Annotated in this window: 7 protein-coding genes; 2 read left to right on the plus strand and 5 right to left on the minus strand. The window is 64.4% G+C overall.

All coding sequences use genetic code 11. The annotated features are described in order from the left end of the window. Positions 1-12 precede the first annotated feature (12 nt). Positions 13-3624 carry an AAA domain-containing protein gene (locus ACZJYS_RS00615; RefSeq protein WP_493175118.1) on the plus strand — a complete coding sequence of 1204 codons (3612 nt, stop codon included), beginning with the start codon at positions 13-15 and terminating at the stop codon, positions 3622-3624. Beyond that, positions 3621-5396, plus strand: coding sequence for a phospholipase D-like domain-containing protein (locus ACZJYS_RS00620; protein ID WP_493175119.1), 1776 nt, complete (start codon positions 3621-3623; stop codon positions 5394-5396). The genes ACZJYS_RS00615 and ACZJYS_RS00620 overlap by 4 nt, the downstream gene beginning before the upstream one ends. Positions 5397-5582: 186 nt before the next feature. Here ACZJYS_RS00620 and ACZJYS_RS00625 read toward each other — a convergent pair whose 3' ends face one another. From ACZJYS_RS00625 to ACZJYS_RS00645, 5 genes are all read right to left on the minus strand, one after another. Continuing rightward, positions 5583-6971, minus strand: a complete 1389-nt coding sequence (locus ACZJYS_RS00625; protein ID WP_493175120.1) for a reverse transcriptase domain-containing protein — start codon at positions 6969-6971, stop codon at positions 5583-5585. 597 nt (positions 6972-7568) lie between these two features. Next, complete coding sequence (locus tag ACZJYS_RS00630) at positions 7569-10778, minus strand: error-prone DNA polymerase (RefSeq protein WP_493175121.1); 3210 nt, start codon at positions 10776-10778, stop codon at positions 7569-7571. Then, positions 10775-10999: a hypothetical protein gene (locus ACZJYS_RS00635; protein ID WP_493175123.1), complete on the minus strand. Its 225-nt coding sequence runs from the start codon at positions 10997-10999 to the stop codon at positions 10775-10777. The genes ACZJYS_RS00630 and ACZJYS_RS00635 overlap by 4 nt, the downstream gene beginning before the upstream one ends. Positions 11000-11014: 15 nt before the next feature. Next, positions 11015-12559, minus strand: a complete 1545-nt coding sequence (locus ACZJYS_RS00640) for a Y-family DNA polymerase (protein WP_493175125.1) — start codon at positions 12557-12559, stop codon at positions 11015-11017. After that, a complete protein-coding gene (locus ACZJYS_RS00645; RefSeq protein ID WP_493175126.1) occupies positions 12453-13247 on the minus strand; it encodes an ImuA family protein in 795 nt (264 codons plus the stop codon). Before ACZJYS_RS00645 ends, ACZJYS_RS00640 begins: the two co-directional genes overlap by 107 nt. Positions 13248-13476: the final 229 nt, after the last annotated feature.

Here is a 13476-nt window from a genome sequence, read left to right on the forward strand (position 1 = left end):
GAGGGATCTTCCTTGCTCCTCTCGTTGGTCACGTGGCCCTGGTGCGAACGGTCGCTAGTCTCGCACGCACAATTGGCGGCACAAGAAACACAGGAGCTTAACGTCCGTCTAATGTCTATCCGAAAACCCCGCCTTCCTCGTCTTGAGGAACGATTCGAGATCCTTGGAGCGGCGATCTCCATCCAAGACCGAGCTACCTTGCGCTCCGTCGTTTATCCTGTTCGCGAGAAGGCCAATGACGCGGAGAGGGCGCTCCGGCTCTGGAAAAAGACCGGCACATCGCTTGATGACGATCTACGGGCCCTATGGCTGCATGAGCAGCGGCAAGTTCAGCGACTGATGGCCAGCGCGGGGGCGCCGGAGGTAATCGTCGACGTCTTAGAGTTCGTGGAGGATGAGGAAGAGTTCGGCGTTGTCCTGGAGGATGCAGGCCAGCAGCTATCGCGCTTTCTCGAGCGTGCGGCACGCGGACATTGGCTGAAGAATCTTACAGGGACGCGTCATCGGGCGCTTCTCTGGAGGAACCTCCGTCGCATAGCGCAGGCCATCGGACTGCTCCATGCGAATGGGCTGGTACACGGCAACATAAGTGCCGAAGTTGTCTTGACCCGTGGGGCTGCAGAACCCGATTTCCAACTGAGCGGGTTCGAATGGAGCCTGTGGTTTACCGCCCCGACTGGAACCCCGTCTCATCCGAAGACCAGTACGGCGATGCCAAGGCCCGAGGCATACTCCTTTTCGTCAGACTGGCGGTCGTTCGGTGTCCTCGCCGCCGAACTCCTGGGTGTATCGCCGTCGGGATTGCCCATCGACGACAGGGAGGACGCCGCTGAGGCATCTCCAGCCGAATCTCTTGTTCTGCGACGCCTGTCTTCCCCCCTACAGTCTGAGCGTGCCGATGCAGCGTCGGTGCTGGGTGCCATCGACCGTATTGTCGCAGAGCTTGGAAGGACAGGTCTCGCAAGAAATGGCATCTTCGTTGTACTCGTTCCCGAGCCGAGCGGTCTAGGACGTGCAGTCGCAAGGGCAACCGATGGTGATATTGCGGATGATGAAATACGGGAGCAGATATCCTGGGCGGCGGCTGATCTACTGTCCGGCGCCACGGTCTTCGTCCCAAATAGTGCTGGTGCCCAACCAGACCGGCTCTTCCTTGTCACAGACCTGATGTCCTACTCGCTTGTTCCCTACCGGGAGCAGAGTGGAGAAGCATCATGGGACATCGCGTTCTGCACATCCGCCGTCCTGCGTGAGGATAACGATCCCCGTGGGGGCAGGGGTACGGCCCATCAGGTAGTTCAGGAGATCAGCTTCGTCGCGACGCACGCGGCGGCTCGAGACCTACGTGCTCGCCTGGGACCTTCTCTGCTGGATTGGGGTGGCTTTTCAGGAGCCCAGGAGGCGGATCCCGAAGCTAGGACGCGGGCTGATGTTCGCCGAGCTCTGAACCTGATCCAAGTCACCGAAGCGTTCATCAGATCTTTTGACGCAATCCCCGTCGAACTCATGGGAGTGAGAACCGAGGGCGGCCGCAGAGAAGTTGCCCTGAAAGCAATCTCTGGCGAGCGCGATGAGATTGCCAGGAAGGTAGGCTTAGGAACCGCGGAAGCATCGCTGCGTCGGCTCTTTGAGGACGAAGATCGGGAAGGCGAAGGTACATGGCTCCTCGGACCCTCGCCGTCGCTGGGCGAACGCCGTGCGGATGCATCCCTGACCTTCATAGCTCCCGGCCGCCTGAACGGGATCAAGGTCCTGCGTTTCGAGTTGGATGGAGTTGCTCCTGTCGCGCCAAGACTCTTTCTCCGGCCTCAGCAGGATGCGGGAACGGAGCGTGTCATTCGGCGGCGGCTTCGAAACATCGCTTCCTTGGCAGACCAGCCTGGCCTAGCGGACTTGCTCGCTGACCCCTACGTAGTCAGGCGATCATCCCGGGAGACTGTCGCTGAGGACGAGGACTTCAGGAGTCTCGACGAGCCTAAGCAGCGCGCATTGCGCGGCCTTACTTCGACGTTGCCCCTCTTTCTTGTTGTTGGTCCACCAGGAGTTGGCAAGACGCACCTGACCCGCGAAGTTGTGCGCCGCAGATTCGACACGGAGCCAGGTGCTCGCCTGCTTCTTACGGCCCAGGGGCACGACGCGCTTGATAACCTTCAGGAGGAAGTTGGTAAGATCCTTCCTGCAGGTGCCCTCCTTGTACGAACGACTACTGAAAACCGGGCGCCGACTTCAGCCGACCTGAACCTCAAGGCGCAAGGTATGCTGGACGCTCTTGCCGCAAGTTCCTTGGCCGAGCAAGCGCCACCGTCCTTTCAGGAGCGTCTGAGAGCTCTCGCTTCTTCTGGGAGCGGTGGGACGACGAGCGCACACCGGAAGGCAGTATGGGCTGCTTCTGACCTCCTGCTTGATGCTGCTAATGTGGTTGTTTCCACGACGAATTCGTCTTCAGTCGAAAGGCTGGTTCAGGAGAAATCACGTTTCGACATGGTCGCTGTTGAGGAGGCTGCGAAGGTCAACGGGCCTGAGATGGTAGGGGTACTCAGCTTGGCCGGACGGCGACTACTCATCGGCGATCACAGGCAGCTTCCTCCCTTCGATTCCCAGCGCCTCGAAAGTATTCTCGCAGATCATACCCTGCTTACGCGTGTGCTAGACTTGGCAGAGGAGCATGTCGGATCGCTGTTTGCCGGAAATGAACTGCCGGAACTCAGGCGTGCAGCGGAGGACGGAGAAGCTATTCAACGCTTGGCCGCGATGGCTCTCCGGTTGATTCAGCCTTTCCAGGCCTATGTCGAGGACGACGCGCGAAGAGGCCGTGCTAACCCAGGAGGTCGACGCATCGCTGCCACCCTAACGGAACAGCGGCGGATGCATCCTGCAGTGGCAGAAGTCGTTTCCAATGCCTTCTATGGCGGTGAACTCAAGACTGCAGCGGCGCGGGTGCATGAGGTTCACTCAGCCGCGCCGATGATCGAGATGGGAGAGCCACTGACAGGAAGCCCGATCATAGTCGTAGATTTTAAACATGTCAGTCGAACGGGATCTCAGAACACGCTCGAGGAACGACCTGCGTGGCATAATCCTGGCGAAGTCGAGGCGGTGATGAAGGTGCTCAGCCTCGCTCGTCCGAGCCAAGCCGCACGACGGCGCCCCACACTGGCCGTTCTTTCGCCCTATCGGGTTCAGGTTTCCCACCTTGCCTCACGGTTACGCAGCCTGTCTGCGGCGCAGAAGGCACCCTGGCTGGAGGCCTTTGATCCGGCACGACCCGGCCTAGGCTACGTCTGTACTACAGATGCCTTCCAAGGCAGTGAGGCTGATTTGGTCGTCATCTCCCTTGTTCGGAATAACTCGCGGACGGGAAGATCCGGCTTGGGTTTCCTGTCTGACCCAAGGCGAATGAACGTTCTCCTAAGCCGTGCTAGATCCCGTTTGGTCTTGGTTGGTAGTCTCTCCTTTCTGCAGGAGGCGGTCAGGGGCGTAAACCCGGATCGAGACGACTCCCACTCTCTCGAGTTCATTACACGTGCGCTGGGTACGATTACTGATCTTGAGACGCGAACAGACCAGAGCGGTTCTCCACTGGCGACGGTGATTCAGGTCGAAACGATGGGAACCTCTTTATGAGCGTCGTGGTGGGAATACCTGTGCGCCGGATTCGAGGCCGCGCGGTTATGGACCATGGCTGGGACTGGAGCGTCATCGACGAAGCTCTACTTCTGGCTCTTGCCCTTAGAAGGACAGCCGGAACGCTCAATGCTTTGTCGTTTGCGTCTGGGTTGCCAATTCAGGTGGTCGCGGCTTCCCTTGCTCGCCTGATGAGATTTAGGTTTGTCGAGGTGCAGCCAGATCAAGGATCGGCTGCCTTTGTCGCCAGTGCGGCCGGGGCTGGACTCGTACTCGGGGGCAGACCTTTACCTCGTTTGCCGCGGGAAATCACTCAACGGTTCTCGTTTGCGATCGAGCGCTATTCCGGCGAGACATTCATGGCCCGCGAAGTACGGCTTTCGAGATATTCCGATCTCCAAGCAGAACTCGATGCGGGCGTAGACGTGCGGATCCTCGATGTATCGGAGGATGGGGCCGACGCGCACGAAGCAAGCCTCGGGAGGCTTGTGGACTTACTGGAAAAGCGTGGAGAGCGGCGGGTCCTTCGTGTCCTGAGCCGCGAGACCGTGATCGAGCATGACAATCTTATGCGTATCCAGGTCGTAGATGGATCGGCCCGTAACCTTCCTGAAGCAACAGGCCCTCAACTCCGAGCAATCATTGAACAAGTGGCTTCCATGCCACGAGATGTAAAGCCTCGTGCCCGCTCGATTGAGGCGCCGAGAAGTGACGGCCCGAGCCGCACGCCTATCCCATGTTCGTTCAGCGCTGACGACCTGGTCATCGGAGGTAGCCACCAGCGCGTGCTTTTCCTAAAGATTCTTGGGGAGGCGGCTCGTCGGGTACTGGTCCACTCGACGTTTCTTGACGCTGAGCGCTTTGCCGAATTGGAGGACGCGCTACGGGCAGCCGCAGCGCGTGGAGTTGACATTGATCTGCTGTGGGGCGTTGGACATGAAACGGACAAGGATGGGCGGAACGCTCGCGCTGCCCGTGACATCTCAGAGCGGATTAAGTCAGATCCTATCTTGTCAGCTCACGTTCACATCCGCATGCGTGTGACTGGGTCTCATTCTAAGATGCTTCTTGCGGATGATGGCGAGGGTGGCTGGATTGCCGCTGTCAGCTCGTGCAACTGGCTTTCGTCAAAATTTCAGCCGGTCGAAGTTACTGCAGTACTGCGGCATCCTCTTGCAGTTGCCGACGCCATGCTCATCCTTCAGGGCATGATCGCGTCGAGTGCCCTGTCGAGTGATATTGCGTCGGAGCTGTACCTGGAGGCGTGTAGGCTCAGGCACTCGACCTCTGCCTTCTCTCCGGGAGCAGATTCGTCGGTAACCGTCATTGATGGTGGGGCGCATGAGGCGTTGATGCGCGTCGCTAGTGGGATTGTGACCCGCACCCTTGTGGTTGGGAGCAACCGGCTTGGATCGACCGCGAGGACCGGAGCAATCATACCTGGTGAAGTGGCGGCTGCACGTGGTGGTGTCGACGTGGTGATCCTCTACGCACAGCCTAGTGGCCCTCTCAAGAAGCGTCATGTTCGTGAGCTTGCGACGGAGGCTGCAGGCAACGGCGTCCGACTCATCCATACGAACAAGGTGCCGTTGCATGGGAAATTCGTAATCTGGGATGACGATGACGTAGTTGTCACAAGTCTAAACTGGGCATCAGCATCGACGGACGACTCCTTCCCTGCTGGTGAGGTTGGCGTCCACATCCGATCCCCAGGTATCGCTCGGAGAATGTGCGCGCAGTTGGCTTCCGTGTTCCCAGAGCTTTCCAAATAGTTATTCTGCTACCGATGACCTGGTTCGACCCTATGCGCGACGTCTCCCTGCCGCGCATCAGGGGGTGCAAGAGTGAATCGGCGCGTCACGAAGCCAGTTGCGGGCTGAGAGAGAGTCTCTCTGGAGATGGCAAGACGAATAAGGCCGGAAGTAAGGGTGCTCCGAAGCATCACGCCAGGAACTGCGTCACTCACTCACTCTAGAGATCTTCTGTCGAGAGGCATTTGGCAGTTTGCCGCTCGCCGTTCCTTGCTTTTCGGTAGGTGATGGTGTGTCGGCTAGGACGGCCACTCCAAGCAGGCGACGAGCCTGTTGATGGTTAGCCAGCTCACGTCGACAACGCTGAAACCAACTCTCGAAGGCATTCAGCTCGGCCGTGATACTGCGGTCGAGTTGATGGAACTCGACACGGTTGGTCGTCTCGCGAAAGGCGTGGCCCCAGCCGCGGATCTGGTCATCAAGAAGAGATAGAGTCTGGACGTAGCGGCGCTCACGTGTCCGCCTGTCCAAGGCGTCATTCCGCATATCCTGCTTTGCCTTCCTGATCGTGTCCGTCACCATTTTCAGTAAGCTTGCTTTGGCATCCCTGGATGGCGCAACACGTTGGGCACTTATGGCGTAGGAAAGGAAATCGAAGCCAGCATTGGTTGTCCCGTGTGCAGCTTTCTTCGGATCAACGACTTCAAAAGGGTTGCGAGCTGAAAGGCCGTAGTCAGCAAGCAGCCTCAGGCCTTCTTCGAACCTCTGCCGCGCTTGACGCTGGCTGGACGCCAATACGACAAAGTCGTCAATGTACCGAATGGTGGTCAAGCCGGGACCGTTCATCTGTCGGTCGAAGTCGTGCAGCAGCAGATTGCCGCACCAAGCGGATAGAGAGGAGCCTTGGGGCACGCCGACAGTGTCGCCCGGGAAATAATACCGCCAACCACGGTCTCGCAGTTCAAGCTCGTTGACGAGATCTGTGCGGAGCGCTGCACCGAGCATGTCTGCAAAGGCAGGATCGCCTGTCTCTCGCAAAACACGTTTTACGATAGGTTGCCGTGGCACCCTCGTGAAGAAATCGCTGATGTCGGAGCGAACGAAGTAGGTAGCCCCGAGGCGGATTGCATCCCGAATCATTCGCACAGCGTCAGGCGGGCCTCGATCAGGAATGCCACCAACGCTCGTGGCATTCTCGACCAACTTAGGGAGGTCTCCCAGGCGTTCGCGTATCTGAGGCTCTCGTGATTGGAGCAGGTCCAGGATTGCTCGTTGTACTACTCGGTTGCGCAGTGGAGCCACGACGATGCCACGTCGTTTGTCGGATCCTGGAGCCTTCCGCTTGGCGTAGCCATATTGGAACTCGAAGACTGCTTGGCCAGACCGGAGATCGGCCTGCAGTTTACGCAAGAAGCCTGGAAGGTCATTGCGGACCTTATCCAACTGCGCCTTTACATCGGGGCTGCCGGACGTCTTCGCGCTCGCCTCAACTGCCTGCCAAGCACCAAGTAGTGCACGAGTGGTCCTGAGATATCGCAGCAGGGGCAAGGGCGGCCTTTGGCCGCCCTTCCGCTGTGCTTCGACGAGTCCCACCATCACGCCATAACCCGCCCCAGTCGCAGTAGTCGGGAGTCCCCGGAGGCGATCGCCGGGCCGAAGCCCGCTGCTGCGCCGATCCGCACCACAACGGCGGGGCCGCCATGGCGTCCGGCTCGCTGGATTGCCGCGTCGGTTGACGCGGGCCAGCCGAAACCGGCTTGGTCCGTGGCCGCGAAGATCGCGAAGATCAGCGCGGCCAAGCGCGCCACGAAGGCGCGAGGCTTGGGAGAAGGTCGGGACATCTTTGCAGGCTCCACCCTAATGGGTTTTTGCCAAAGTCAAGCCCCTTCGCCGCTCCACCCCGCCCAGGCCCAGAAGAATGTGGATCGGCTGCCTGGTGGCCCCCAATCGTGAGGGTGGCAACAGCCGTGGCCCACAAGGCCTGGGGTCGGGTGTCCCCGGAGGCGATCGCCGGGCCGAAGCCCGCCGCTGCGCCGATCCGCACCACAACGGCGGGGCCGCCATGGCATCCGGCTCGCTGGGTTGCCGCGTCGATTGACGCGCACACGCGAATCGGAAGAACGAAGGGAATATAGCAGCGTTGCAGTTACGTTTCTATCCAGTTGTTCCTGGAGGGATCCGCATTTTCTACCTCTACCTGAAATCCCTCGTCGGCACCTTGATCCCCGACCTCTGCCGCAGATCCGGAATGTAGATGTCCCGCACCCGGTGCGCCGCCGGGTCCGCCACATCACCCCGGCCGCCCTCCCGCTGCGCGACGCCCTGCAGCATGCCGGTAAGGTCTTCCACCTCCTTGACGATGATGTGGATGACCTCGCCCTCGCGCTGCACGCGGCCGCGGATGCCCATCATGCCTGCCGACAGGATCACCCGGCGCCGCTCCTCGAACAGCGACGGCCAGACGATCAGGTTGGCGACGCCGGTCTCGTCCTCAACGGTGATGAACATGACGCCCTTGGCTGAACCCGGCTTCTGCCGCACCAGCACCATGCCCGCGAGTTGGATGCGCTTGTAGTCGCGGGTCGTGGTCAGGTCGCCGCAGGTGACCATGCCCATGGCCGCGAGATCCCGCCGCAGGAAGCTCAGCGGATGCCGCCGCAGGCTGAGGCCGGTGCTGCGGTAGTCTTCGACTACCTGCTGGCCCTCGCGCAGGGCGGCCAGGGCGACCGGCGCCTCGACGATCTCGGGTTCCGGCATGCCGCCCCTGTCTGCCGCCGCGAACAGCGGCAGCGCCGCGTCGGCCAGTCCGCGCACCTCCCACAACGCCCGGCGCCGGTCCAGGCCTAGGCCGCCGAAGCCGTCCGCCTCCGTCAGCCGCTCCACCGCCGTGGGCGGGATGCCCGCGCGGCGCCAGACCTCCTCGATGCTGCGGTACGGCTCGGCGCCGCGATGCGCCACCAGCCGGGCGGCATCGGCGTTGTTCAGCCCCTTCACCATCCGCAGGCCCAGCCTCACCGCCAGCCGTGAACTCTTGTCCCCCTCCAGCGTGCAGTCCCAGCGCGAGGCGTTGATGCAGACGGGCCGGACCTCGACGCCGTGCTCGCGGGCGTCCCGCACCACCTGGGCGGGCGCGTAGAAACCCATCGGCTGGCTGTTCAGCAGGGCGGCGCAGAACACCTCGGGGTGGCGGCACTTCACCCAGGCGCTGGCATAGGCGATCAGGGCGAAGGAGGCGGCGTGGCTCTCAGGGAAGCCGTAGGAGCCGAAGCCTTCCAACTGACCGAAAGTGCGCTCGGCGAAGTCCTGCGTGTAGCCGCGCGCCACCATGCCGTTGACCAGCTTGTCCCGGAACACCGACACGCCGCCGGTGAACTTGAAGGTAGCCATGGAGCGCCGGAGCTGATCCGCCTCGGTCGCTGTGAACCCGGCGCAGTGGATGGCGACCTGCATCGCCTGCTCCTGGAACAGCGGCACGCCCAGCGTCTTGCCCAGGACCCTCCTGAGCTCCGGCTTGGGGTAACTGACCGGCTCCAGCCCCTCCCGGCGCCGCAGGTAAGGGTGCACCATGTCGCCCTGTATGGGCCCGGGGCGGACGATCGCGACCTGGATGACCAGGTCGTAGAAGGTGGTCGGCTTCATGCGCGGCAGCATCGCCATCTGCGCCCGGCTCTCGATCTGGAAGGTGCCCAGCGTGTCGGCACGCCGGATCATGGCGTAGGTGGCCGGGTCCTCGGCCGGAACCGAGGCCATGTCGAGACCGAGGCCGCGGTGCTCCTCGATGAGCTCGAAGGCGCGGCGCAGGCAGCCCAGCATGCCGAGGCCGAGCACGTCGACCTTCATGAAGCCGAGCTCGTCGATGTCGTCCTTGTCCCACTCCACCACCTGCCGCCCGGCCAAGGCGGCGGGGGCGATGGGGACCAGGTCGTCCAGCCGGTCCCGCGTCAGCACGAAGCCGCCGGGATGGGTGCCGAGCTGGCGGGGGAAGCCGATCAGCTCGCGCGCCAGCTCCAGGGTCAGGCGCAGGCGCCGGTCGGCCAGGTTGAGGTTGAGTTCGGCGGCGTGCTCCGGCTGCACGCCCTCTTCGGACCAGCCCCAGACCTGCGAGGACAGGGCGCCGGTGACGTCCTCCGTCAGGCCCATGACCTTGCCGACGTCGCGCACGGCGCCACGGGCGCGGAAGCGCATCACGGTGGCACAGAGCGCCGCCCGCTCGCGGCCGTAGCGATCGTAGATCCACTGGATGACCTCCTCGCGCCGCTCGCCCTCGAAGTCGACGTCGATATCCGGCGGCTCCCGGCGCTCGGCGGAGATGAAGCGCTCGAACAGCAGGCCGGAGCGGACCGGGTCGATGGAGGTGATGCCGAGCACGTAGCAGACCGCCGAGTTGGCCGCGCTGCCGCGCCCCTGGCACAGGATACCGATGCTGCGGGCGTGGCGGACGATGCTGTGCACGGTGAGGAAGTAGGGCGCGTAGCCGAGGCCGCCGATCAGCCCCAGTTCGTGCCGGATCTGCGCCGCCACATCGTCCGGCAAGCCATCCGGATAGCGGCGCGGCGCCACCTCCTGGACCAAGTCCTCCAGCGCCTGCTGCGGCGTGATGGAAGGATCGTCCACCTCGTCCGGGTACTGGTAGCGCAGCTCGTCCAAGGAGAAGCGGCAGCGCTCCAAGATCTCTAGCGAGCGGGCCAGCGCCTCGGGGTGGCGGCGGAACAGGCGCGCCATCTCCTTGGGCTCGCGCAGGTGCCGGTCCACCGAGCGCTCGCGGCGGAACCCGGCAGCCTCGACGGTGCAGCCTTCGCGGATGCAGGTGACGACGTCCTGAAGGATTCGCCGGTCCGGGTGGTGGTAGAGCACGTCGCCGGTGACGACGCCGCGCACCCCCGCCGCCTGCGCCATGTCCTCCAGCAGGCGCAGCCGCACCGCGTCGCCCGGGCGCCGCAGCAGTGTCAGCGCCAAGTAGGCGCGGTCGCCGAAGGTGGTGCGGTGCCGATGCAGGACAGGCGGCAAATCCTGGTCCGTCATCCCCGGCACAAGGACAGCGATGAAGCCGTCCGCGTGCGCGGCTAGGTCCCGCCAGCCCAACTCGCAGCGACCGGCGCCGCCGCGTGCCTTGCCCAGGGACAGCAGGCGGCAGAGGCGGGCGTAGGATTCACGGTCGGTGGGGTAGACCAGCACCGGCGGGCTGTCCGTCATGTCCAGGCGGCAGCCCACCACCAGCCGTACGCCACTTTCCTTGGCGTAGCGGTGGCAGGCGACGATGCCCGCCAGGCTGTTGCGGTCGGTGATACCGAGGGCGGGAGCGCCCAGGGCGGCGGCCTGGGCAAAGAGTTCCCGGGGGTGGCTGGCGCCGCGCAGAAAGGAATAGTTGGTGGTGACCTGCAGCTCGGCGTAGGGCGCCGTCACCGCCGGTGGTGCGGCGTGGTGGACGGCGCCGCCGCCTCCGGCTTGCGCATCAGCACGTAGCCGCAGCGTTCCAGATGCCGCACCAAGCGCTCAGCGGTGATGCGGGCCATGGCCTCATCGGCGTGGTGCACGCGCTTGCGGCCGTCGAACCGCAGCGCGTAGGACAAGGAATCCGCGATCTCGTCGGCCGAGGCGGGGGCGAGGGGTGGTTGGTCGGCCATGGCCAGAAATCCTTGTCAGAAGATGCCGTGCAGGAACCAGGACAGGTCGCCCGTGGCAGGGTCGGCGCCGTCGCCGCGCCGGAACAGCCAGAAGCGGTTGCCGTCCTCGTCCTCCACGGCCCAGTAGTCACGCACCGCGGCGACTTCACCGGTGCGGCGCCACCACTCGCCCGCGATGCGCTCGGGCCCGTCGGCGCGCCGCACGCGATGGCGGACGCGGCGCCAAGTGAACATGGCGGGTGGATGATCCGGCAGCGCGGACAGCGCCTCGACCGGCTGCGGTGGGTGCAGCAGCCGCACCGGGCGGCGCAGATCCTTGGGCCAGACGGCCGCCGCATCAGCCGCCATGGGGAAGCCTACCGCGATGGCACGCTCGGGCACGTCGCTCTCGCGCGGCAGCATGCTGAAGACGCGGTCCTCGCCGAAGCGGCTGGCCAGCCGGTCCACCAGCGGCGCCAAGTCGACTTCCTGGTCGTCCTCCCCGTACAGGGAGGAGCGCACCTGGGTCGGCAGGATCGGTTCGGCCAGGGTAACCACCAGCCGCATGGCCGAGACACCGAATCCCGGTTCGACGGTGTCCAGCCTTTCCTTGAGCAGGCGCCCGAGGTGGTGCGCATCGCGGGTCGGCCGCGCGGTGCCGATCTGCACGACCTGCACGGCGTCGTCGACGCGTTCGAAGAGCAGGTCCAGTTGCCGGGCGCCCAGGCCGCTGGCCTCCAACTGGCCGCAGACCGGTGCGACGAGGCGCTCCACCGCGATGGCCAGCGCTGTCGCGGTCAGCAGCGGCTCCAGAAAGGAAACGGCGTGCCGCGCAGCGTCCGGCGGCAGCACCGGCGTGATCGGCTCGTCCTCGCGGCCGAGCGCCTGATCCAGTCGCCGCAGCAGGTCGCCGCCGAACCGGCGGGCGAGCGGTCCCCGTGGCTTTGAAAGGATTTGGCCGACCAAGTCGATGCCGAGGCGCCGCAGCGCCGCCTCTGTTCCGGCATCGACGCGCAGGGCGGCGACCGGCAGCAGTGCCAGGGCGTCCACCTGCCCGCCGGGCACGATGACCGTGGTGGGCTGGGTGCTGTAGCGGGCGATGGCCCAGGCGGCGCCGGGCGTGTCGGCGACGGCCACACGAGCGGCGATCCCAGCCCGCTCCAGGCGCATGACGATGGCGGTCAGCAGGCTGTCCTCGCCGCCGTGCAGGTGAGCGCAGCCGGTGGCGTCGATCCAGAGGCCGTCCGGCGCCGCTGCCGAGGTCAGTGGTGACCAGCGCAGGCACCAGGCTGCCATCTCGCGCAAAGCGGCATCGTCGCCCTCCGGGTCGGCCTCGGCCACCTCCAGCCCAGGCACCATCGCCTGGGCGTGGCTCACCGCCATGCCGGGACGCAGGCCCAGCGCCAGCGCCGCCCGATTGGCAGCGGCAATGACCTGCCGGTTGCCGTCATGCATGCGGGTCACCAGCGGCGCCTCAAGCGGCGGCGGCCCGACCGGAGGCCGCACGCCTGCGGAAGCGGCTTGGCGCCGCAGCCGGTCGGTGGGCCAGGTCGGCAGGAAGAGCGAGATGACCCTGCGCATCGCAGGCCTCCAGTATCCATGAGCCGGGCACACCGCCGCGGCACCGCATCAAGTCGAGTTGCCACCGCGCCCGGCCCAGCCCGGGTGTGTCGGGCGCGTGGGCCAGAGGTGGTGGCGAGGGCAGGCAGGCGACCTTCCAGCGCGTCACAGCCGCCGTCGGCTCGGACAGCAGCAGGTCGTTCAGCTTGGGGCCGCGGCGGATCAGGAAGGCCATGGCGCCGGATGCCTCCGCCGCGAGTTGCAGCCGCCGCGACGCGGTCAGGCTCAGGCGACCCGAGTATTCCCCAACCACCCCGGCCAGACCCTGGTGTCGCAGGCCTTCCTCCATGGCCAGCAGCACCGAGCGGCCTGCCTCAACATGCACGACTCGCGATGCCGCAAGGCCGACGCCAGCCAAGCCAGGAGCGAAGAGGTCGAATTGCTCAGACGCCCACAGCACCGGGCCACCGGCGCGCGCTAGGATGCCCGCCACCAGCAGGGCGGCCGCCGAGGCGTGCTCCACGTTGGCGCCCGCACCCGCGACCTCGTGCAAGGCACCGCGCGCCAAGCCACCATGCGGCAGCCCGCCGTCCAGGGCCGGGATGCCGAACGGCAGCACGGGACGTGTCTGCCCCTCGCTGTGGCCCTCGATCCGGGCCACCTGCTCCCGCAGTCCATCCAGCAGTGCTGATTTGCTTAAAGCCGCCATGACTCCCTCTACCTTGGAGGAAGAACATAAAGCGAACTAAAAAGTTTTGGAAAGCCACGTTTTAGGTTAAGGGATAGCTTCAGGGCTGAGCTGGTAGGGAGAGATCATGCTGTTCAGGCAGGCACTTAGCATGCTGACGCCCTCACGCGCGGACGACGTCTGCTCGTCTGCTCGGTATCGTTGCTCACGCACTTTCGGGTCGACAAGGCCGCGCGAATCGTACTCTTTT

Source organism: Roseomonas sp. TS2, from assembly GCF_058833935.1.